Below are 24,608 nucleotides of genomic sequence, written 5' to 3' on the forward strand. Positions count from 1 at the left end.
ATTACGAAGACAAAATTAGGGTGAGAGCATCTTTAGCACAATACCTAATGCGGTGAAAGAAGTACCTAGAGATAGGTAATCTGTATTACTTCAGAAATGAAAGTTGAAATTGAACCCCAAAAAAAAGCAGTAAACACATAGGTCCACTGCTTTATAAATTGTTTTGTATTTACTATTTCTTGATAAGTCTACCTTGATGAAGGAGTTTACCATCTTTTACTATTCTGTAAAAATAGATACCCGGTTCATGATTTATCTGAACATCTTGAAGCATTTGATGTAAATCTACATTTCTTATCATTGCTCCCTGTGCATTATAGAATAAAATTCGACTTCCCTCTTCCCCACTATTCAATTGAACACTTATTCGATCCGAACAAGGATTAGGATAAATATGTACACCTTTATCCTCCAAAACGTTGTTTAAAGACTCCTCTGAATGTAACGCCACTAAATTTTCGTTGTAAATGGAGATGCCTTGATCGGTAGCTATCCAAACATTTCCAGCGTTATCCTTTGCAAATCCATGTATCCTATTACTTAATAAAGGTGAATTAGTAGTCTTAAAGACCTGAGCATTATTCCCATCGTAATAAATGATTTCTCTGTTGTTAGAGCCCATCCAAACTTGATCCAAAAAAACGCGGAGTACTGTCACATCATTGTAAGGGTCTATAGTATTTAAATCCAACAAATAAGTAAAACTTGATCCGTCATATTTAATCAAATTACCTGACTCCGATAACATGTATACATCACCATTTTCAGAGGCTTGGACCTGCTTAAAATTATCATCAGTTAAACCAGGGTGATTCGAGTCATACACCGTATAATTCGTACCATCAAATTGAACCAACTGTCTACCATTGGAATTGGAAACTATCATCCAAAAATTTCCTGAAACATCTATAGTAAATGCCCTCAAAGTAGCAGCCATCACTACACCTGTAGTAAAGGAATATTCTAAATTCAAAGTGTTACCGTCATACTTTACCAAACCGTCATCGGCTGCAAACCAAAGGTTTCCCTGTACATCTTTTGCCACTATTTTGGTCCCTAAAGGAGATAAATCCGAGTTCGAGGAAGAGTAGAAACTTAAGGTTCCCGGACTTGCTAGCACCACTTCATCTCCAACTCCGTAAACAAATGTACCATTGGCATGATCTATCATTTTACCTCCTTGCGCAACAAGGGTATGTAGCGTTTGAAATTGATTGTTCTCCACCGCCATCAAATCCGTCAAAGAACTACCGGCTTGTTCATTCAAAAACCTGACTTCACCTTCTTCCCCAATACATACATCTTTAATATTATTTGATACCAAAGGCGAATTCTTTAATTGATGTGTAGTAAGATAAGTACCATCAAATTCTAATATGGTATGTTGATCTCCTGAATTGGACTGAAACCACAAGGTCCCTTCATCGTCTACCGCTAGTTTATCAAAGGTTTTCAAGGGTAAGCCAGCATTACTAGCATTGTACATACTAAGCATAGCATTCTCAATTTTTAGAATCTCACTCCAAATTCCATAACCACCACTTATACCGAAAACCGTATTACCATGGTGTTTGATTTCATGAATCTCATTGTTGTGCAAAGCAGAATTAGTTGTAGAATAATTATTAAAAGTAGTTCCATTAAACACCACCACACCACTATCTCCAGTTGCCAAATAAACATCTCCATTATCCAGTATGGTCAGTGCATTCAACTTGTTCGACGGTAAATCAGAATTCGTTCTTGTATACAGGGTAAAACTATTCCCATCGTATTTAAACAGCCCCTTGTTATAGTCTGTGATCCAAACGTTGTCGTTTCCATCAATTTCAAATTTGGGATTGGACATCATATTAAAGACTAAAGGACTATTGGTTTGATCAAAATAATGATAGTTGCTTCCGTCATACTTTACCAATAAAGCTCCAGCTAAATACCACATATTTCCCTGGCTATCGTAGCGTATGTTCTTTATATTGTTAATGGGATTATACGGAAAGTTACTGGGATGATATTGCCAATTACTACCTTCTTTGGTAAAGGTGCGCCCTTCGTTATTAAACCAATGTTTTCCCATTCCATCTCCATGTATGTAAAATACTTTACTTCGTACGAGTCCCATTGTTGTGAAATCATATTCCATTTGATTTCCTGAAGTTCTATCTAAAATGGTATACCCTGCATTGGTGGATATATAAATATCATCGCCGTCTGGAAAGATATGATTGGCCTTATTGGCCTCATATACAAGGTTGGTCCAATTAGAATTTTGGGCATGTGCGCCTATATACAGAAGCGTACATAAACTGATTAGTGTGATTTTTATCATTTCATTTAGGTTTTGACCTAAACTAAGAATTTTCAAGTTGAGCGCAAATTTTAAAAAGAAGGAAAATATACAGGTCTACCCGTAAACACTAGCTTGTAGACTTTATTCAGCCTCTCACCTACTTTCTTCGTTTTCCCATTCATCCCAAAAACATGCATTTGGACAATTAAGTTTGTTTTGTTTTTTCCTTTAACATAATTTTAATAGAACAATCCCCCAATAAAAAGGGGATCATGACTAAGCTTTTATAAACCCTATATAAGAGGTGTTCTATTAGTATAAACGTCTACCTTTTTTCTAAACCTTAAAAGAACGTTTATCTAACCAAGAATACCGAAAATACAACTAAGCTCACAGCGCATGAAATGAAAAACAACTCTTCTCAGAAGGGTTGTTTTTTATTTGCCTAATTCGATCTGAAATAGGAAAGTAGTTTGTAGTACGTGTACTAAGTAATATGGGGATTTATACTTCCGTGTTGTGGTTTATGCTAAGGGACTTTTCTTAGGAAACAAAAAAGCAGGAAACAATCGTTCCCTGCCTTAGATTCTAAACTATCCTCGCTTATCGCTTTATTAATTTTCCGCTGTTCAGCACTACTCCATTTTGAACTATGCTGTAGAAGTAAACACCACTTTCTTGTCCCTCTAAGCTCACCGTGTGTTGGAGTTGATTTATATTCATTTTCTCTATGAGCTGTCCCTTGAAATTATAAACCATTAACTCACTGTTTAAAGCAGTTTCTTTTACATTGATCTTAAAAGTATTGCTAAAAGGATTAGGGTAAACAAGCACTTCTTCTTCACTTTCTTGCTCAAAGAACTCCTCTGTGTTTAAAGTAGTAATATCATCTTCATTGAAAACAGACATTCCTTTATCTGTTCCTATCCACACGTTGTTATGGGCATCCACATCTATAGAAGTTACTGAATTGCTCAAAATAGGATTTGAAGTTGTCATCAAATAGTTATACCCCGTGCTACTGTGGTAAAGAACACCCATATTATTGGTTCCGATTAACCTAAGGTTAGGGGTTACTTTAATACAGGTCACCACACTATTATTAAATGTATTACCGTGGTTAATTATTCCATCAACGCCATCTGTTAAAAGTTTACAAAGAATATTGCTTCCTATACTCATGGTGTAAATTGTACCGTCGTAGGCCTTAGACAATTGCGTGAAATTAACCGACATAACGCCTCCGTGTTGCAAATTATGAAATTCATAATTGGTGCCATCAAAAGAAACTAATTCACCATCAGCTGCATTTCCTGAAAGGGACCCAATCAACCAAAATTTACCATTGTTATCAACAGCCATATCAAGTATTTGGTGTGAGGCCATCAAACTACCTGCGAAAGAATATTCATCCGTAAAATTGCTTCCATCATATTTCACAAGTCCTAAATCTGTTGCCAACCAAAGGTTTCCATTATCGTCAACATCAGCTTTGATAACGGTTAAAGTATTCACAGAAGCACTTGTCGATGTATGGGTAGTAAAATTCCCATTTGAAAAAATCTTCACTTCATCCGTACCACCATAAATCACAGTAGAACCATTGTACTCTATGATTTTATGCGATGCATTAGAAACTGAGTTTTCTACGTTAAAAACGTTGTTTTGAGCTTCAATTAAGTTAACACCGGAATAATTCGTATTGTTATTGGTAAAACTTGCCTTGTTGTTGTTCGCTATTTTCACATCCAAAACTTTGGGCGTTTCCAACACCGATTTTTTAAGTACATAAGCTCCCAAATTTGTTCCATCGTATCTCAATATAGAATGATTTCCATTATCTATAGATTCGAACCATAACTCACCGTCATCATCAATGGCCAAGTGTTCAAACTTTGCTTGGGGTAACGGACTGTTCCCAGAATTAATCATGGTTAATGTCCCTCCATTCAACTCAAAAACCTCACTTTGAAAAGCATCAGTAACCAATCCATAAAGGGTATTGTTAGCACTACACAACTCCACAACATTGTTCCACGTTAAATTCGAATTTTGGGCATTGTAAGTGGTGAAATTGTTTCCGTCAAAGGCAATGAGTCCTTGCGTTGCACTACCGGTAAAAACTGTTCCATCATCCAAAACTGCAACAGACATTAAATCAGTGGCTGGCAATGCAGAGTTATTCATATCATAGAGGGTAAAGTTTGTTCCGTCAAAATGATACAAACCTTTTCCGTATTGAGCTATCCAAACCCCGTCATTATTATCCAAGCTCAAAGCCGTCGGTGAAGAAGATGGTAACTCAAAAATACTATTGGTATCGTTGTACATTTCATATCCCGTTTGATGTAGTTTAATAAAACCAAAATCAGAAACGAAATAAGTTACACCCTGACCATTATCATGGATTTCACGTGAATTACTAAAGACATACAAAGGGTTCCAATAATAACCACTACTGTCCACCATCATCAAAAGTCCATCATTGTTCATGGTTCTAATACCATCATCAGATATAAAGATTTCATTTACACCACTTCTAAAGAGCTGAGCATTGTTAACATCCTTATATTGCATGTTGCCCGTACTTTTATTAAGGACCACAAAACCTGCTGAGTTACTGATGTAAATATCATCTCCATAGGTACAAATATCCCTAGCCTTCTCTGTATCAGGAACTATGTTATACCAACGTAAATGTTGCGCTTGAGCTCCCACAAGGGTTATACAAGTCAAAATAATCGTAAAGATTTGTTTCATAATTTAGGTTTTATTTAGATGTTGAACATTATGTGAAATGTTCCTTTGTTCGGCTAAAGAAACGGAGAAAATTTTAGAAGGGTTTGAAGAAAAGAAAAAATAGTTTTGAGCATAGACAGCAAACAGTGTGAGTAATGAGCATACAGGATTAAATCTTTTTGAATTTTGAATTTTAAACTTTGAATTCTTCCCGGCCTTCGAGTATTCTTGAATTTTTGAATCTTTAAATTATTAAATCTTTGAATTCCCTTCAGGTTAACTAGCGGAGTCGAGATATCAGCTGAAGGGAAAAAGAGACAAACATAGTCACGAAGCTTAAGCTCCAATAAAAAAGAAAAAAACCTTTATTTCCCCTAACTTCACTATTTTTGCAGCATGGCAACGGTAAACGAAGCAAAAAAGACCCTACAAGAAGGTGGTATATTGCTCTACCCTACAGACACAGTCTGGGGTTTGGGCTGTGATGCAACAGACGAAAAAGCGGTGCAACGCATTTCAGAATTGAAAGGGAGAAGCAATGAGAAAAGCTTCATCGTATTGGTGAACTCTTTCCACATGTTGGAGAAATATGTTCCTGATTTCCCGGAGATTTGTTATGATCTTATCGACCTCTCTGAGCGTCCGTTAACCATCATTTACGACAACCCCAAAGGTTTGGCCAACAATGTTTTGGCGCAAGATGGTTCTATTGGAATCCGTTTAACCAATCACCCTGTGGTGAACCAATTGATTAGCAGCATACGTAAACCTATCGTGTCTACCAGTGCTAACATTAGTGGTGAGCCTACTCCAACTTGTTTTGCAGAAGTGTCTGAGAAAATAAAGCAAGGTGTAGATGCCATCGTAGAAGAAGAACTCGATAAAGTTTGTAAGCAAGCTTCATCCATCATAAAAATAGGAGCCGATAGCTCTGTTAAAGTCATCCGATAATGGAATTCAAAGATTATAAGCTCAACAAGCAGCTTCAAAACGCCTTGGCGGAAATGAATATCACAACGCCAACGCCTATTCAGGAGAAAACCTTGCCGGTGATTTTGGCAGGAAAAGATGTGGTGGGTATTGCACAAACCGGTACGGGTAAAACTTTGGCCTTTTTATTACCTGTAATTCGCGATTTGAAATACAGCGAACAAAAAACACCACGTGTTTTGATCTTAGTGCCAACTAGAGAATTGGTGGTTCAGGTTTGCGAAGAAATTGAAAAATTAACGCAATACATCTCTGTAAGAACCCTTGGTGTTTACGGGGGGACCAACATCAATACGCAAAAGCAATTGATACACGAAGGTTGTGATATCTTGGTGGCTACACCTGGACGTCTCTTCGATTTGGCGATGACAGGAATTCTACGTTTTAAAACCATACAGAAGTTAATCATTGACGAATGTGATGAGATGCTCGACCTAGGTTTTAGACCCCAATTGAAAAGTATCATAGAATTGTTGCCGGCTAAACGACAAAACCTTTTGTTCTCAGCTACCTTAGTAGAAGAAGTAGAAGATTTGATCAACGCTTACTTTAGAAATCCAGAGAAAATTGAGGCAGCCTCTTCAGGTACGCCTTTGGAAAATATAGATCAGCAGTTCGTTTCGGTGAAGAATTTCTACACGAAAATCAACTATTTAAAAATGTTGTTGGCGGACAAAGAAACCTACAAGAAAATCTTGATTTTCACGGCGAATAAACGTTTGGCTGATTTGGTTTCTGACGAATTAGAAACAGAATTCCCAGAAGAATTTGGTACCATACACTCCAACAAGTCGCAGAACTACAGGTTGCGTATGGTACAAGAGTTTAAAACGGGAGATTTACGTGGTATTGTTGCTACCGATCTTGTGTCACGTGGTTTAGACATAGACAAGGTAACGCACGTAATCAACATGGACGTTCCTGAGGTACCGGAGAACTACATGCACCGTATCGGTAGAACAGGTAGAGCCGAGGCCAATGGTCATGCCCTTACCCTAGTTACCGAAAAAGAGGAAGTATTCAAGCACCACATCGAAGGGTTAATGAAAATGGAGGTCCCCCTCGACCCTATGCCCGAAGAAGTGACGGTTTCAAGCGAGCTCATTCTCGAGGAAGAACCTGCAGCTTTACACCAACCTTTGAAGGTTAAAATTGTAAAACACGAAGCCGGTCCAGCCTTCCACGAAAAGAAGGAAAAGAACAAGAAAGAAAACTGGGGAAACAGTAAAAAGAATAAAAAATTGGCCAAGTACAAGAAGCCGAAAAAAAAGAGAAGAAATTAGGGAAAAGAGCACTTTAGGGTGCTCTTTTTTGATTCAAGAATTCAAGGATTCAAAACATTCAAAGAATGTATTTGGAGGTTAACGAAGTACAACATTACCGTGGCCTAAAACTCTTATCACTTATCTCTAATCACTTATGACTTCTAAGAAGATTTGATTACTCCTGAACGGAGTATTTGAAAGATTTGAATACTAGTATTTTCATATAATCATATGATCCTTTTTTTGAATTCTTGAATTGTTGAATCTTTGAATTCCCCAAGAGGTTATCGAGCTAAGCACAAACCTTTTTTTCTACTCCAAAGAATTTCCCTAACCCCAATAAGTGAAATCTCCCCTATCTTCACAATTCCTTTGACAGCAAACCTTAACTAATTTATTAATGTTTATATTCGAAAACGTTGCGCATTATCTTAAATAATAATCTGCTATGCGCTATAAAATATAAGCGATAAACACTATTGTGTATATATGCTACTTGCTAACAATTTGAAAATGACCGAAAATAAAAAAATAGAAACCCTTGAAAAAGCAATTTCGAGTCTTGAAGTCTACAAAAGAGGCTTAAAGAAAGGAAATCTTCAGAGCTTTGAAAGTTTAAAATCAAAAGTGCTTGGGGTTTTGACTGAAAATGAAAGAATAAGATTTTCTCAAATTGAATTTTATTCAGAGCAAGATGACTTTGATGACATTATGAAAGATGATTTACCTTTTTAATTCAAACTAATGGCATTTGAAACAAATATTAGCGGGTTTGAACAAGCAAAAACACTTCTTTCAGACATCATTTTCAAATTAAAATCTGACAAGAAAAGTGAATCTGATTTACAGAAATTAAAACTACTTCAAGCAAGACATAACAACCCAGAGTTTGAAATGGAAATTGCTGAATTAATTTGTGGTGACAACAATAGTTTTCCTTATCGAAGTTCTTTTTTCCTAACTAAGTTTTTTAAAGATTTAGGGTTGCCGTTTGAACACGATGGAACTACTAGAAGATTTTGGGTGAGAGATAGCTTATTACTTCTAGATATTCACGACTTATCCCTGGTCTTCAGAAAAGGACTTTTTAACAAAAAAGATTTTAAAAAGTATACGAAAGAAAACAAACTAGACTTTGATTCAGAATATCAAAAAGCTATTAAGGAATTTAAAGAAATACTTAATGATAGCTTACAAATTGATGACGGTATGGATTTAACATACCTATTGGACTTAAATGTAAATGTTGAGCTACTTTTTGATAGAAAGACTAGAACTAATGACCAAGAATTAGACTCTCTAATAAACGAAGCTAAAGACAGGTTTTTTATTCCAAAAGACAAACAAATTGCTCTAGAAAAATTATGGGACGCATTTGAGAGAATTAAAACCTATTTTGGTTCAAATAAGAAAAAATCATCTTCCGAATTAGTATCTATTGCATCTGATGGTTTTAACTTCGAAATCATAGAAAGTGAATTTAAGCTGTTGACTAAAATTGGAAACGAATATAAAATACGACACCACGAAATAGATAAGTTGGAAGTGTCAAAATCGAAACATATTGATTATTTATTCTTTCGAATGTTATCATTAATAGACTTATGTATAAAAAGTATAAATGAAAAATAAAAACTGTTGGCAACAATGGCTTTAAGTAATTGCTTGTTCTCAATCACTCCGAAAATTCCGCAGGAATTTTGAGTTAGGTGCGCACTTGCAAAATTAATCGCTAAAACACGCAACTACTCATAGCCCACCCCCTCATGAAAATAACTCAAATCATAATTACAATATTACTATCCCTAGCACTTCCTTTGTCGGATATTGTTACGTTGAGGCATTCATATGATTTCGAGGATGATATTGGGCCGGAATTCTATGGACTACCTTTTATATATAGAACTGAAATCCCTTGGGTAAATTCACTTAGTGGAGATTTCTACATACTTGGATATTTCGGAAATGTAATCTTCTTTAGTCTCGTTTTGGTAGTTTTCACCCTGCTAATAAAGAGCATAAAACTGAATGGATTCATTAAAAAACTTTGGAATGTGAGTTGGATGGGAACATCAGTTTTTCTGATTTTATTTGCGGCATTGTTTTTCTTTATAACAGAATGGAGATTTGAATGGACGAACTCCGAAATTTTAAAACATTCAAATCAACCCGAGCTTGGTTCTCGAACGCTTGAATTCTTTTCTACCGGTAAATGAAAGAGCAAAGGAAAATATTTGCAGAAAACGAAATAAAATTTTGATTAAATATAAAGTCAACTGCAATGAAATTACATCTCTTCCTAAATCTCACTCTCCCCTGCTCCTCATTCAGCTTTGGACAAACAAGAAACTGTTCTTAAAGAATTATTCCCTATACTTACCACCAAACAAATTCAAAATATATGAAAGCACTCCTTATCACTGCCCTAATTAGTTTCTTGTGTTCAATTGTTTTTCGATTGATGCATTGGCCTGGAGTTGCACTTTTAATTTTGTTAGCACTCATGTGCGTGCTCACCTTTTCGCTCATCAATTCATTTGTAAAGAAAAGCGTTTGGAAAATCTCAATATTTGGAGGTTGGGTGTTGGCCGCATGGACTATTTACATTGTCTTCAGATCTTTCTATTGGTACTGTGGACCTAGAATTTTTGGAATTAATTCCATGTTCTTATTCAACAGCATCTTGACCATAATATACCTTATCACACAGTCAAAACAGCTCTCGAAAACAGTGCTTACCTTATCAGTACTAGGCTTACTCTTACATTTCACTCCGAGTTATAAAATCTGTTACTTCTTTGATTTAAATGAAGTCATCAATAAAGAATTCAATAAAGTAAATTTCTCCTCTTGGGATAAATACAGTTGGTTTTTATACATACGCGGAGAAAAAGAAGAAGCTCTGAAAGCCAATCAAAAAGCGATAGATGCATACACCTACAACGATACAGGAGTCAGTAATTATAGATTAAGAGTAGACGACGAAATTTTAACACAACTAGAAAATCATAAAAGAGGCATCATCAACGATACTTGGGAGGATAGTTATATACGTATGTTTTAAAATTTCGAAATGAAAAAGTTCATTTTTCCTTTGTTATTATTGACTTCTCTCCCTCTTTGGGCAACCGTAGATGCATTGAAAGTAAACCACCTTACCAAACAACTCTATTGGGCAGATGAAGATCATTACACAGGATTTTTAGGTTGGCGCTCTGTGCACGACGGAATCTATGATAAGGAAATAATTCGTTTTCAAGCTCAAGTTTATACACTAACGAACTATCCCTTTTTAATTGAAACGATTATCGTCTTTTTAATACTTAGTTTTCTATTTCTTAGATTCGTAATAAAGCGAAGAAAGAATAAGATGAAATCTGAATTTTTATAAAGGATAGTTGGACAACCCTCAGTTCAACTTATGGGATGAACCAAAATTCTTAATTAAAAAAACTGAAGCGTAAAATCCACTTCAGTTTTCGTGTTATTCTTTTGTGTAAGTTCACATCTACTGTTTTATCACTCTATACGTTTTTTGCACACCTTCTGATTTTATAGTAATGAAATATATACCCTTAACACCGGTTAATTCCAATTCTATTTCATCAATATTTTGGTAGTGCTGACTAAAAATCTTTTTGCCTAAAACAGTAGTTATTTCAATCTTAACATTTGCATACATATCACCTAGTTCAACATATACATCTTGAGTTGTCGGGTTAGGATAAATAGTAATAGACTTATTCAATTCATTCTCGTTCAAACCAACATTGGCAACGGTGTAACACATGGAAGTATCCACACAGTTTCCATCCGTTATTATAACGGCATAATCTCCATTTGCCGTTGCTGTAAAACTTTGATTCGTTTCTCCTGGAATGACCGTATAACCATTCGTACAATCTAGCCATTGATATTGAGCCCCGGCGTCAGAAGCTGTTAATGTAGGTGAAGTATTAACCACTCCAGTATTTACATCTCCTAGGGTCAAATCCAAGGTAATTAAAGAATCACAACCAAACACGCTTGAAACCATCCAAGTTGCTGTTGTATTATTATTGGTATACGTATTTCCATCTAACCAAACTATAGAATCACAAGCATATTGAACATCAGTACCAGATGTTGCGTAATGCATGGTCAAATCTAAACTTACGATAGAATCACAACCAATACTGTTAATAAGGGTTACAGATGCAGTATCCGTTGAAGTTGTATAGGTGTTTCCATCTATCCAGGTATAAGAATCACAGGCACTAATTACGTCAGTGGTATTAATTAAAGGACAATCATAAAGTTGAATGAGGTAGTTTGCACCTTCCTTTCCAAAAGCCGTACTGTTGATCCTACCTCCTACCCAAAGCATAGAGTCTGCTCTAACTGCAGCGGTGTACGCTTGGCTTATCATAGACAAATCATCTTCAACATAGAGTATAGAACTTCCATTTCCTGATCTATCAATACGTTCGATTACTAAGTCGCTACTCCCATTGGAATGAATTTCGGCTCCGTGAACTACAAATCTTTCAAGACTTGAAGAAAATGATAGTCCGTATACACGAGCCTCTAAAGTACTCAGGTTTGGTCTCAAATATTCCCATCCTGTAGCACCTGTGGCAGCTACGATTGCTTGCACTTGCATTTGACCGTTCGCTTCACCAAAAGTATAAATGGTATCCTGATCATACAATGTCCCTGCAAAAACACCGGTTTGATAATTTTGATCCCAATTTAAAGTATAGGCAATCGTATCTATTGATGTTAAGAATTGCGAACCTGTTGTGTTATCTCCGGATATAATAATACTCCCTTCTTTGTGCATTACACCATAAACATTACGGGTTGAAGGGTACTGATATATTGATGATATACTCAAATTTGATTTGTCTATACTGTATAAGTTCTGATTCCCACTATAAAGTAAGTTTGTAGAAGAATAATTATTTAAAATATCCAAGGGTCGTTTGCTTTCAACATTTTCTGTAACCATTGAAAGCGTTACTGGTGCTGATAAACCATTGGCATCCCATTTTACTAATTTCACATTTAAACCCTCAGCATATACTAAAAAAGCTTCACCAGAGGCATCTGACTCCATTTCAATTAATTCTATGTTTCCACTAATAATTAATGAATCTTCCGCAAGTAAGGAACCTGTACTTTTATTGAGTTGATAAAAGACAATTGCATTAACATTTTCAAAATCAGTGGGCGAAGAATTATTTGTTTCTATGCGCATTGAGGCCATATAGGCTGAATTATCATTCACTGAGATACAACCTGCTTTACTTCTTTTTATGGTTGCATCTGTGAATTCCCAGTTAGAAATTCCAAAATTGGTACGCATAGCAAGTGTTGCATGTTCTCCTTTTTGCATTAAAACGAACATGGTGTCTTTAGACTCCTGAATTGCTTTGGTATAGGAAAGTTGCTGAAAACCACCCTCTATATGATGACGAATATTCGGGTTACCTGTTAAAGGGTCTATCGCTACAAAGCTTGCTTTAGATTCATAGGGTAGTACCTCTTCATTTCCTACAAAGATAGGTATGTTATTTACAATGTTTACGTTTTTCCCTTCCCCTACGTTATCACAACTTAACGAATCTTGAGTAATTGTTAAGTCAAAAGCTTTACTTCCATTTGCAGCATTAAGCTTCATAATTCCCCATGTTCCAGGTCCGTATCCTGAATCGTCATAATGACCAGTCAAATATACATTTCCGTTACAATCTACTTCCAATGCTTTCGTACCTTCATGATGTCCACAAACACTACTCGGATGTAATTGAGTCATATCCTGGTAGGAGTACCACATCTCTGCGCCAGTGGTTTTGTTTATTTTAGAGGTGTAATAAGAATCTTGTATCCCTCCTACGTATTTATGTCTATAAGTCATATATAAATATCCATTCTGGTCCTTCAAATCCATGAGTTTATTATTTGTACTAATCTGTGACCGCCAAATAGGAGCTCCATCCATAGGGTTCACCTTCGCCATCACCAAATTAGTTGACCCTGAACCAACGTATCCAGACACGAACATATATCCCTGATTATCTAAGTATAAATTTGTTATCTCATCTATATTGTTAGTAGCATTAGGATCTACATTATACCTCCTTTCCCAAAGGATTTGGTGCAAGTTATCACCATTAAATTTTTTAAGTTTATTTCCCGATGCGTAATAAATGTTCCCATAAGGGTCAGTGACAACACTTTGAAATATTGGATCAGCTTCCTCCATTGGAACACTTTGAAGTGTGTCTCCATTAGACTTATCCATAAAAGCCAAGTGGACGTCCGAGTAAGTTGTTTTATAACGAATTAAAAATCTTGATGAATCATAGTCATAAAAATCTATCACATAATTTGTTAAATTATCTTCTATAGGTGTTGTCCATTCTATTTCTCCTGTTAAAACATTAATTTTTGTGATATCATAACATCCTTGTGCATAAACAAAACCATCGTCAAAAACAGCTACATCTCGTATTATTGAACAATTAATTTGCTGGGGTTGAGTTAAGGTAGACCAAACTACCTCACCTATTTGATTAACCCTTAAAACTACTCCTTCATATACATTTGGAGGAGTAATTTTCTGACCCGCGACAATAAATCCGTCGTCAACTTTTACCGATGACCTTATTTCAGTGAGATGGCCAGTTAATGGGTTTGAAAAATATTCCTCATCAACTAAGGATTGAGAAAAACTTAAAAAGGAAAATAAAAATGTAAGTGATAAGATATAAAATTTCATTTTCGTATCGATTTAGTTCAAGGTTATTGATTTATTTACAACGCATCCGTTTAGATCTGTAAGTGAAACGGTCCAAACCCCAGGTGGAGATACTGTAATTATACTCGAAGTAGCCCCTGTTGACCAATTCAATGTACTATATTCTTGGTGTGGCACACTCAATTCAACATCAGAGATACAATCTGTAATTGTACTCACTTGAATGTTAGGTTCACCTAAATATTGATAAACCACACTTCCTTCATTGTTCAAGGTGTAATTATCAAATTCACCATTCGGTAAAGCTAGAGTCATAGTTAAATCATATCTTGTATTGGGACTAAAATTGTATTTACCCATATTCACTAATACGGTATCACCCGCTGGTAAAGATGTATAATTCCAAATAACAGAACTTTGTGTTCCAAAGGAATGGATAACGAGCGCAAAAGAATCTATTTGAAAGGTCGAATAATTCGCTACTAATAATTGAATAGAATCAGCCTGCAAACATGAGCTATTACTCGGTTCAGCCGTACTTATAAAGGCGATATCTCTTAAAGTTGTATAATCTAAATCAATTTCGTCGGCTCCTATATCAAACTCTAAAGGATTTCGTGGTTCACCGTCAAAGTCTTCTATTATTCCAGGATAAGAATATGCACTACCGTTAGCAATGACATGATTGTAAATATGTAAATCTATTGGCGAAATATAATTTGGGTTTAGATTCCATGAACTAGAATCTTTTTGATAGCTACCTGTCCAATCTTGATAATTTACATAAATCTCACTCCAGTTATATTTAACCAGTGAGTCAGACGGACTATAATACATATTGTGATGTGGATTAATCATTGATGTATCCGAAAGGAAGAATAGGTTTCCATATTCCTGAGACAATACCATATTATTGATGAAATCAATTTTCGATGAAGACTGGAAGTGAAAAGCTTCTCCTATATCATTGTCAGCATCATATTGATACATACTATTATTGACTATGTTAATCGTGTCACTATTACTTATGTAGATAACATTACCATCACCTCGTAAAAAATTATTGGTTACCTCTATGTTGGAACATCCCACCATATACAAACTCAAATCACTCGAGCTTTCAATATTGTTCTTCGTGATTATACTATTCAAACAAGTCATTACATCAAGGGTATGATTATCTGTAGGATAATCAATGTAATTACCTTCAATCAATAAATCTTTCATTAAAATAAATCTCATTTTAGAATTATGAAATCTATTATTAACTACTTCGACAAGTCCATTTGTATTTAAAGTAGCAGAACTATTTCCACCAAGCTTTAAAAGGGAACCGTCCGTAAAATTATTATTAAGGATTCTAACGTCATGAAAACTTGGTCCAGTACCTGCATAACCAGTTTGAAGTTCTGCATCTCTTATCCAACAGTTTTCTATGGTGAAATTTGAAACATTTTTAAGTTGAATACCAATTGAACCTGCATATGGATCAACTTTTATTTTTCTAAAAGTTATATTTGAAACAGCGTTAAACACTAAAGAAGGAGATGAATATATTTCTAAAGTAACTGCACTAGAATCTTGACTTGTTGACTGAAAAACCACAGGATTTGCAGCAGACATTCCTACATAGGAAGATAAATTTAACTGACTCGTATTATAAATCCCATCCTCAATGTTAAAAGTTGTGGGACCACAAACACCGTAATCATTTAAATGATCAAAGGCATCATTAACAGTTGAAAAATCACATGTAGAACAACCAATAGTATAAATTCCAGATAACCGTGAATAGGTATACAAAACATACTGGTCGTTACTTGTTTGAACATCTAAAGTTGCATTGGGTAAACCGGTACTTAAGGAAATCATATTTTCTGGTAGAGAAAAAACGGAATAATTTCCCAAAGAAATATTTAACTGTTGACCCGCTGTAATACTTTGAACTATACTTGTTGAATCGACAAGGGTTCCATTTACATTAATATAAACGTAAAAACTATCCACCTGTTGAGTGCCAAAATTCTCTACAACAATTGATAAATTTGACAGATCTCCTGTGCAATCTACAGAATCCATGGCTGTTGCATCTACCACCCCTATATCAAAAGCTAGTGTATCAACAGATTTAAAAAATGTAAAAAATAGGAGAATTAAGAGTAGTATATTCTTATTGATCATTAGGTAATTTTGAAAAGTTTATTGATTTAAAATTAATGTAATTTCTGGAAACAGAGGTTGATGGATTCCGGAAAAACATGAAAGTAAATTGATATTGAAATAAATATCGAGAACTACGAGTTTTCTTATTGATTATTTCAAACGATAAAAAGTGCCCTCTTCAGAAATATCCATTGCTACCAAATCCCAAGAGATAAAGAGGATAAGTAGTTTGTCTACCCTAGATTTTGGGAGTTCTGATTTTCTGTATAAACGACTTAAAGTAGCGGGTTCTTCTTGTTTTATTACTTTCAAAAAGGCCAATTCTTCTTCGTCGAATTTTTCGGGTTTGGCGTGATTAAATTTCTTTTGTTTCCAGAGTCCAATCAATATTTTATTGGCCAATAAAGTGTGATCATCTCTACGGATGTAAGTTTTCCACACTCCGTTTTCATCTGGAGATTTGTGGGGTTTGTTCTCTGAAGGTGCAATGCGGATTTCAAGTACCAGTTTATGCTTGTCTTGCCAAACTTGAGATTCAAAAGGAATGGCTGGTTTACAGTACATTTCTGCAGCACCCTGTATCATGTGGAATTCTTCTTCGGGGTGTATGCCCGTAACCTTTCCATTGTCTTTTACACCTATCAACAACCTTCCACCGTCTGTATTGGCAAAAGCGGTTAAAGTACGTGCAATTTTCTTGGCATCATCTATACGAAACTTAAAGTCCTGCTGCTGATGTTCACCCTCTCTGATATATGCCTTTAATGTATCCAATCTCTACAAATTCTTCGCAAACTCTACTATCTTCTTCCCCATGTTCTCCCAAGAATTCTCATCTTTCTCTGCTTGCATGTTGGCTACAAAACTCTCCATATATCCCTTTTCGAAATATTCTAGTATGCTCGCTTTTAGATTTTCTTGGGTTCTCTCTTTCACCAACAAACCTGTTTTCCCTTCTACGATACATTCACGCAAGCCTCCTACATCTGTAACAATAAGCGGTAAATTGAACTGATTCGCAATGAAGGAAATTCCAGATTGCGTAGCACTCTTGTAAGGTAAAATATTAACATCAGAGGCGCAGAAATAGTTCTTTACTTCACTATCCGGCACGTAGTCATTTATAAATCGAACACGCTTTGTTAAACTCGGATGTTTTAAAATTTCTCTGTACTCTGTATCATCACCGTAGACCTCCCCTACACAAAGCAAGGTGTAGTCTTCTGGTAACTCTTTCATGGTTTCAAGCAACAGCTTCAAACCTTTGTATTCTCTAATGATTCCAAAGAAAAGCAATACTTTATCTTCTTGAGGAATATCTAGTATTCTACGCGCTTCCTCCTTAGAAATAGGATCTCCAAAATGGGTATAGTCGGGGTGTTTTACAACCGTCGTTTTTGCAGTCGGGTGAAGTTTTTTAATATCGTCTTCTACCGCTTTTGACAGAGCTATTAAACCTGAATTTCGCTTTAAAAAGTACTTGGTGAAGGGTTTATCTATAATTTTCGTTTCGTGTGGAATGGCGTTGTGCACCACAGAAACTACTTTACATTTTTTCCTTACCAAACCTGCTACCGTTCCTAAACTTGGTCCTACAAAAGGCATCCAATACCCGATAACCAAAAGGTCTGGATCGTAGGATTTAATGGCTTTGGCGGCAGAAAAGTAACTCAAGGGATTGACAGAATTCAACACCCTATCGTTTTCTATTTTCGTTGCATCATTACCTTCTTCTAAATACTGTGTAGTTCCTGGAAACAAGAAGTTTGGATACTGCAAGCTAAAGTTGAAGACCTTTACTTCATGGTGCATCATAAATGCTTTACACAAATCGTAGTTAAAGTGAGCTATTCCACCTCTATACGGGTAGAATACAGATAAATATGCAATTTTCATTTTCGTCTTACGCCGTAACTTCGGCTAATTTATTCACGTTTGTAGCTATTTCCTCTACAGAAATATCTTTCATACAACTTCTCTCTCTCGAACAAGTTACTCCATAGAAGCAATCACATGAAGAACTTGGTTCAACAATAACCCCACGCTTGTACAATTCAAATTCGTGTTTGTTAAAGATGTTGTTCATCAATACCATTTTCTTTTGTAAAGCCGTAGCGATGTGCATCATCATAGATACTTGCGTTACCACCACGTCAACATTGGCGCTAAGGGCAATGAATTCTTCCAAAGAGAAATGACCGGCATAATGAGCTCCAGACTCGCTGGCGATTTGTTTGTTTTGCTCATCTTCTTGTGATCCACCGAGCAACAACACAAAGTAACCCTGTTCTCTTAAATTCTTGGCTAATTCAACCCAGTAAGCAATAGGCCACAAACGCGTTTTCCAGCGCGGACCACAGCCCGTGTTTAAACCTATGATCGTTTTTCCTTCTTTGATTTCATTGAAATTGGTGTTCCATTTATTCACCAAAGCATGATTTAAGTTGATTTCATACTCCTGATAATCAAACTTCAATTCACAGATGTTAAAGATTTCCTCTAAGTAACTTTTCGTATTTAATTGAGAAATTCCATCGTCAACCCCAGTTAAAATTTTCTCTTGCGCATGTGCATTGTAACCATCAATTTGATTTCCATTCATATAAAAACCAAACTTCTCAGGGGCTTTAACGTGGGTAGCCAGTAAACAAGCTTCCTTTTCTTTATCTAAATTGATAACAATATCAAACTCACTGAACTGTAAAATTGAGAAATTGAGTCCATTAAAAGGAATTACCTTTTGGGCTCTAGTGTTTTCTATGATTGCTGGAGAATGTGTAATCCAAGTAAAGTGACAGGTTCCATACTTTTCCTCTAAGGCCTTCATCAAAGGAGTTGTACGAATAACATCTCCCAAAGCACCTAGTTTTACGATTAAAACACGCTTTTGAATAGGTTTGTAAACACTACAATCTATACATGAAACTCCTTGTTCTTTGTGCGGTTTACAGGGCAATTCTTGTTTGAAATACAAACAGTCGAATTTGATATCAGAATAATTCATTAAATACGTTTGGGTATGTAGTTTCGGTAAATATAAAAAAGCTATTCAATTCCGAAATCTGTAAGGGTTAGAAATTCCTCTATTCCCGTTTCTATTACGGTAGAATCCTCTCCTAAAATTCTTAAATCTTGGTAATATTTTTTAACCATCCCCACTCCTTTGGCATACACCTCGTAGCTGCGTTCATGATCATAAAAAGTAAAGTACTCGTTTTTTATAACGGCAACCGTTGTATCTAAAGCAATCCCGTTTATAGTTCTAGAAGCCCCGATGGAAGCATATCTACAATTGATTTCTTCTTGGGTATTGTAGGCGTTTTCGTCCCACGTTTTATCTTCGGTTACCGCGAAAACAAGTTTTATTCTTCGTTGGTTCTCTTCAACTAGCTCGGCTTTACCTCCATCAATTATCGCGGTATACAGATCTTTAAACTCCCACTCTTGCGTAGCGTCATTCCATAAAAAACGCGTAAATTCTCTGGCCGTTCTTCCGGAGTTATCAATATAATCTTTGCCTACTAGGGTTTTCAATTTATAAAAAGTGGTGTCGTGTGCGGGTACAAGGTTCTTATCATGGAAAATGTACATTCCATCATAAACAACAAAACGACCTTCTTGAAGGCCGAAATAGTCGTATCCAAAATCTATGGTTGTAGCTTCTTTTTTACAAGAAAATAAAAGCAAAGGTAAAATGAGGTAACGTAAGAATTTCATAGTGCTTTAAAGATAAAGCTAATTTTGAAATAACACCTGTCTAGTCGTTGGGATTCACACCTTTTTCTTTAAGCTTTGCCATGTATTTATCCAAGGCTTCACCTTTTAATTCTTTACCGTGAACGTAATATTTACTACCGATAACCAAACCTTTTGCATCAAAGGTCTGTTGCCAGCCATGGTACTTATCCATTTTATATCTGTAAGTAAACTGTAAATTCCCAGATGGTGTATACATTTTGAAAACTCCGTTGCGTTTTCCATCGGTGTAATTCCCAGATTCCTTCAGTACACCGTTGTCAAAATAAGCCTTCATTGGTCCATCCAACACACCATTTTTATAGGTAATGGTTTTGGCTACCTGCGTGGTTGGCTTACCCAATTCTTGCGGTACATAATAGATGGTTTTCACCCCATGTAAAACGCCATTCTTATAGGTCTCTTTTAAACTCAACCTCTCAGATGTTCCATAGTAATTCCAAACTGAATCCTTTTTTTGATCTCTGTAGATACCGTAAGACATCATTTTACCATTTTCGTGATAAGTATAAGCCACAGATCGATTAGAGTTTTCATCGTGTATGATGATGGCTTTAATTTCATTGTTTGGGTACCAGTAAATGAATTTCCCTACGGGTTTGTCATTTTTAAACTGCCCCTTGTACATGTAAACAGTTTTGTTTTCGTATTTCTTCCCCCATTCTCCTTGCTTTCTACCTTGAGCATCCACTTTATTGGGTTGCGCAAATAGAACACCTGAGATGATTAAAAACGTGAAAAATAAAATGTTACGCATTGTGTTGAATGTTTTTTGCTAATTCTAATAAACTGTTGAATTCAAAGTCGGCTTGCTCGCTTACTTCTTCCTTGGATTTAATAAGAACAGTTGTCATGCCAAGTTTTTTCCCGAATTGAATATCACCATTGGTATCTCCTACCATGATGGATTTTTTAAAATCAATTTCTGGAAACATCTCTTGCGCCCAATAGCCCATCGTAGGATTGGGTTTTCTTGAATTGTTCTCTTGTGTTTTTAAATCTGCAGAATAGAATACGTGATCAATTTTTGCGCCTGCCTTCTCTACTTCTTCAAGCATATAAGTATGAACCTCTGAAAGGTTACGAGCTGTCATTATTCCCTTCCCTACACCTTGTTGATTGGTTACCACAACTACTCTTTGAAAGAGTTGACTAAATGCAAGCAAGGCCTCTAATGCTCCTTCTTCAAAAAAGAAATCTTCCGGTTTTTCTATATAACCGTCAAAATTACGCTGATTGATTACACCGTCTCTGTCTAAAAATAAGGTCCAATCTTTCGAACAAGTAATCATTAAACTTCCTTTTCTATTAAATAGATATTACGTGTAGATGAGTTTCGACCAATGAGTTCTGCAATAAAACCTGTTAAGAAGAATTGACAACCAATTATCATCGCAGCGAGAGCTAAGAAAAACTCTGTTTTGCGTGCCAACAATGTTCCTGATGGATCAATAAACACCTTCATAAAAGCCAAGTATAAAGCAAAGGCAAATCCTATGATGAACAATAAGGTTCCTATAGCTCCGAAAAAGTGCATGGGTTTCTTTCCGAATTTCCCCATGAACACAACAGTAAGTAAATCTAAAGGTCCGTTTACAAAGCGGTTTAAACCAAACTTAGTTGTTCCATATTTTCTAGCTTGGTGCTCTACCACCTTCTCGCCTATTTTGTTGAAACCAGCGAATTTTGCTAGTGGTGGAATGTAACGGTGCATATCACCATACACTTCTATACTTTTAACAACGGCTAATTTGTAAGCTTTCAAACCACAGTTAAAATCGTGCAAATAAATACCGGTTAACTTACGAGCTGCCCAGTTGTATAATTTGGTAGGTATAGTCTTCGAAATTGGATCGTAACGTTTTTTCTTCCATCCTGAAACCACATCAAAATCGTCTTCTGTGATCATGCGGTAAAGTTCTGGAATTTCTTCGGGTGAATCTTGAAGGTCGGCATCCATAGTGATTACAACATCACCTACAACCGCTTCAAAACCTTTTTGCAATGCCGCCGACTTCCCGTAATTACGTTGGAATTTGATTCCTCTTACGTTATCGTCTTGCGCTCTGAGTTCTTCAACAACTTTCCAAGATCCATCTTTAGAACCATCATCAACAAACATCACCTCATAGGTGAACTTGTTATCGTTCATTACGCGAACAATCCATTTGTGTAATTCTGGTAAAGATTCCACCTCGTTATAGAGCGGAACTACGATTGATATTTGCTTCGAAGTACTCATACGGAAACAAAGATAAAAATGTAAATGAAAAAACTTCTTTTCTACTCAGGCTTATCCTATTGCAAAACAATTTTTGCTTGAGCCCCCTCTAGAACAAGCGTATAAACACCTGCATTTAAAGCACTCAAATCCAATTGATTTACAACTTCATACACCTTTTGTGTAAACACTATTCTACCTGTTTGATCATAAACTATTAATTCACCTTTCTGGGTGGTATTTAAGTTAACTATTCCTTCTGTTGGATTGGGGTAAATGTGTAAAGCCTGCGCCATACTCACCTCTTGTGTTGAACTATTGTCTTGAGCGCTTATGTAAAATTCATCAAAAACAACTTCAACGATGTTACCTTGAGGTTCTATATCACTTACACTTAAGGTCAACTGCATGTTGGCTGTAGGTGTTAAAAAATCAGCAATGCGTATGGATTTATTTACGAAGTCCGTTCCCGTTGCACCTTCTTTATCTATGATTACTGTTTCTATACCATTCGACAAGGAAATTCGAAGCGTATCATCGGGTGGAAAGGGGCCAAACTCATTGAAGAAAAACCTTCTGTAATTCACATAAGGATCTGCAATGTTTGTAACATCAAATACGGGAGATGTAAGAAGAGCTACACCATTGGTCACCTCGTCGTAATTCACGCCATTCCCTGTTACATAGGCCATTTCTCCGCAATCCCAAGGACTATCACCATAGAGTTGACTGGGTGCATAAATATCTCCCTGTCCCAAAGGAACAACACGTTCAAACAATCCTGCTTCAGCATCACCATAACTCGACCAACCAAAATCGAAAGTAAAATCGTCGTAATAGCCTTCTTCTAAAACTACAGTAATTTGTCCTGTATTCTGATCTATACTAATTTCTTCACAACTCGTAACGTATCCCCATTTCCCTATAGTTAAGTCGTAATTATCTTCATAGTAAAGGTTGAACTGTGCTTCCCCTAAACCATTCGAGGTAGTATTTAACGTAATGGCAGGGAAACTTAATTCTACAAAAGCTCCAAAAATGGGATTGCCTTGGTTATCCTCCACGTTTACTGTAAGGTTGAAAGCAGGCAAAGGCGTTAACGCAACATTTTCAACCTGTGTTTGTCCGTTCACAAAGTTTACCGTTCTGGTTTCTTCTTGAAAACCGTACTTGTAATAGTTAACCACACGAGCACCAGCTTGCGCGATCCCTGTTTTATAGCTACCATCTAGTTTTGAAAACTCCTCTTGGTTGTTATTTGCAATGGTTACACGAACATCATCCAATAAGGCATTGGTTGCGGCATTTGTGGTTACACCCTCTAATTTCGAAGCCTGTACATAGGTGGGACCAAGTATAAACAAGCCATACGCCCTGTCTGTTGCCATTATATTTCCAGAGGCAAAAAAAGGATAAACACCCCAATTCCCCACCGTAGATGTTGAAGTCCCCGGGTAGGTATCATAATTCCCTACTTCAACCATATTTTCAGGATCAGAAACATCATGAATAACTACACCATCTGCGTAATAACTTGTAATTACATAATCTCCTAATACATGCGAATTGTGTGGAACAGTATTGGTTCCCGGATTAGATTGTATTCTATCGAGTTCAACAATGGAGGTAGGATCGCTAACATCATAGGCTGTAATGTAAGAATTTGTGATTTCATCGGTTGTAAAAGCGGTATTGCCATCGTCACTCAACCAAATGTTGTGAGCGAAGTTAGTGGGTGTATCCTTAGACCCTAAAACAACAGGATTGGCTTTATCGCTTACGTCAACAACGGTAAAAAAACCTTCGTATATGTGGGCAAAATAAGCTGTATCGTTGCGTACATAACCATCGTGACAATAATAGGAATCAAACTCTCCTACCCATGTAGGTTGAAGTGGATTGGGGTTTAAATCATAAATCTGTACTCCACCATTTCCTATGTTGGCACCAAAAATATAGCAAAAGCCATTTTCATCTATCCATAAGTTATGGGCCGAACCAAGAGTATCCACACCATTCCCCCCTGTAAAATAGGTCGTAGGAATTTGTGTATTCGACGGTAATCCACTTAAATCCATAATGAACAAACCTGCATCGGCTTCTGTGGTGACATAGGCATAATCACCAAAGGTTTTCAAATCCCTCCAAACACTGTATGCACCTGTTTCCCAGAAAATCTCTTGAGGGTTGCTGGGTTGTGTAACGTCTACTACAGCCACGCCATTTTCGGCTCCAACCAAAGCATATTCATTGTTCAGTTCATCGGTGTATCCCCAAACATCATTTAAAAAAGTAGTGTGCGTACTCACATAATCTATATGTGAAAGACTATCTATATTCAACTGAGCAAGTGCTGAATTAAAAACACAAATGCCCGTAAAAATAAATCCAAGTAGGAGGTTTCTCTTCATGGAATAAATGTAACAAAAATCGCCCGAATGT

Annotated in this window: 19 protein-coding genes; 7 read left to right on the forward strand and 12 right to left on the reverse strand. The window is 36.2% G+C overall.

All coding sequences use genetic code 11. The features are described 5' to 3' along the window. Positions 1–172: 172 nt before the first annotated feature. Both BM327_RS03135 and BM327_RS03140 read right to left on the reverse strand, forming a co-directional pair. Positions 173–2,329: a two-component regulator propeller domain-containing protein gene (locus tag BM327_RS03135; RefSeq protein WP_139230225.1), complete on the reverse strand. Its 2,157-nt coding sequence runs from the start codon at positions 2,327–2,329 to the stop codon at positions 173–175. 564 nt (positions 2,330–2,893) lie between these two features. Further along, positions 2,894–5,050 carry a T9SS type A sorting domain-containing protein gene (locus tag BM327_RS03140; RefSeq protein ID WP_090246220.1) on the reverse strand — a complete coding sequence of 719 codons (2,157 nt, stop codon included), beginning with the start codon at positions 5,048–5,050 and terminating at the stop codon, positions 2,894–2,896. 375 nt (positions 5,051–5,425) lie between these two features. On the opposite strand from BM327_RS03140, the gene BM327_RS03145 reads away from it, so the two are divergent. The 7 genes from BM327_RS03145 to BM327_RS03175 all read left to right on the forward strand — a co-directional run bounded on the left by BM327_RS03145 (position 5,426) and on the right by BM327_RS03175 (position 10,675). Then, positions 5,426–5,980, forward strand: coding sequence for an L-threonylcarbamoyladenylate synthase (locus BM327_RS03145; protein ID WP_090246223.1), 555 nt, complete (start codon positions 5,426–5,428; stop codon positions 5,978–5,980). Continuing rightward, a complete protein-coding gene (locus BM327_RS03150) occupies positions 5,980–7,302 on the forward strand; it encodes a DEAD/DEAH box helicase (protein WP_090246225.1) in 1,323 nt (440 codons plus the stop codon). The genes BM327_RS03145 and BM327_RS03150 overlap by 1 nt, the downstream gene beginning before the upstream one ends. 495 nt (positions 7,303–7,797) lie before the next feature. Next, the gene (locus BM327_RS03155) at positions 7,798–8,019 is read left to right on the forward strand and encodes a hypothetical protein (protein WP_139230226.1); all 222 of its coding nucleotides are present in this window, start codon (positions 7,798–7,800) and stop codon (positions 8,017–8,019) included. 9 nt (positions 8,020–8,028) lie between these two features. After that, positions 8,029–8,916, forward strand: a complete 888-nt coding sequence (locus BM327_RS03160; RefSeq protein WP_090246230.1) for a hypothetical protein — start codon at positions 8,029–8,031, stop codon at positions 8,914–8,916. Positions 8,917–9,050: 134 nt separating this feature from the next. Further along, a complete protein-coding gene (locus BM327_RS15830) occupies positions 9,051–9,500 on the forward strand; it encodes a hypothetical protein (protein ID WP_170853654.1) in 450 nt (149 codons plus the stop codon). Between the two features lie 185 nt (positions 9,501–9,685). Then, a complete protein-coding gene (locus BM327_RS03170) occupies positions 9,686–10,348 on the forward strand; it encodes a hypothetical protein (protein WP_139230227.1) in 663 nt (220 codons plus the stop codon). A gap of 9 nt (positions 10,349–10,357) precedes the next feature. Next, complete coding sequence (locus tag BM327_RS03175) at positions 10,358–10,675, forward strand: hypothetical protein (protein ID WP_090246238.1); 318 nt, start codon at positions 10,358–10,360, stop codon at positions 10,673–10,675. A 117-nt stretch (positions 10,676–10,792) separates the two neighbouring features. Here BM327_RS03175 and BM327_RS03180 read toward each other — a convergent pair whose 3' ends face one another. The 10 genes from BM327_RS03180 to BM327_RS03225 all read right to left on the reverse strand — a co-directional run bounded on the left by BM327_RS03180 (position 10,793) and on the right by BM327_RS03225 (position 24,577). Further along, positions 10,793–14,047: a T9SS type A sorting domain-containing protein gene (locus BM327_RS03180; protein ID WP_090246240.1), complete on the reverse strand. Its 3,255-nt coding sequence runs from the start codon at positions 14,045–14,047 to the stop codon at positions 10,793–10,795. 12 nt (positions 14,048–14,059) lie between these two features. Continuing rightward, entirely contained in the window at positions 14,060–16,207 is a 2,148-nt protein-coding gene (locus tag BM327_RS03185) for a right-handed parallel beta-helix repeat-containing protein (RefSeq protein ID WP_090246242.1), read from the reverse strand. Between the two features lie 132 nt (positions 16,208–16,339). Then, positions 16,340–16,963: an AlbA family DNA-binding domain-containing protein gene (locus BM327_RS03190; RefSeq protein WP_090246244.1), complete on the reverse strand. Its 624-nt coding sequence runs from the start codon at positions 16,961–16,963 to the stop codon at positions 16,340–16,342. Positions 16,964–16,966: 3 nt separating this feature from the next. Beyond that, complete coding sequence (locus BM327_RS03195; RefSeq protein WP_090246246.1) at positions 16,967–18,085, reverse strand: glycosyltransferase; 1,119 nt, start codon at positions 18,083–18,085, stop codon at positions 16,967–16,969. Positions 18,086–18,092: 7 nt separating this feature from the next. After that, complete coding sequence (locus tag BM327_RS03200; protein WP_090246248.1) at positions 18,093–19,193, reverse strand: glycosyltransferase family 9 protein; 1,101 nt, start codon at positions 19,191–19,193, stop codon at positions 18,093–18,095. Between the two features lie 41 nt (positions 19,194–19,234). After that, a complete protein-coding gene (locus tag BM327_RS03205; RefSeq protein WP_090246250.1) occupies positions 19,235–19,906 on the reverse strand; it encodes a hypothetical protein in 672 nt (223 codons plus the stop codon). Positions 19,907–19,946: 40 nt separating this feature from the next. Continuing rightward, on the reverse strand, positions 19,947–20,702 hold the full coding sequence (locus BM327_RS03210; RefSeq protein ID WP_090246251.1) for a toxin-antitoxin system YwqK family antitoxin: 756 nt from the start codon (positions 20,700–20,702) through the stop codon (positions 19,947–19,949). Next, positions 20,695–21,237: a D-glycero-alpha-D-manno-heptose-1,7-bisphosphate 7-phosphatase gene (locus BM327_RS03215; RefSeq protein WP_090246253.1), complete on the reverse strand. Its 543-nt coding sequence runs from the start codon at positions 21,235–21,237 to the stop codon at positions 20,695–20,697. The genes BM327_RS03210 and BM327_RS03215 overlap by 8 nt, the downstream gene beginning before the upstream one ends. Next, positions 21,237–22,187 (reverse strand): glycosyltransferase family 2 protein, encoded by a 951-nt coding sequence (locus BM327_RS03220; protein WP_090246255.1) that lies wholly within the window; start codon positions 22,185–22,187, stop codon positions 21,237–21,239. The genes BM327_RS03215 and BM327_RS03220 overlap by 1 nt, the downstream gene beginning before the upstream one ends. 56 nt (positions 22,188–22,243) lie before the next feature. Continuing rightward, positions 22,244–24,577, reverse strand: a complete 2,334-nt coding sequence (locus BM327_RS03225) for a choice-of-anchor B family protein (protein WP_090246258.1) — start codon at positions 24,575–24,577, stop codon at positions 22,244–22,246. Positions 24,578–24,608 lie beyond the last annotated feature (31 nt).

It is taken from the genome of Lishizhenia tianjinensis (genome assembly GCF_900116425.1).
GTDB lineage: Bacteria > Bacteroidota > Bacteroidia > Flavobacteriales_D > Crocinitomicaceae > Lishizhenia > Lishizhenia tianjinensis.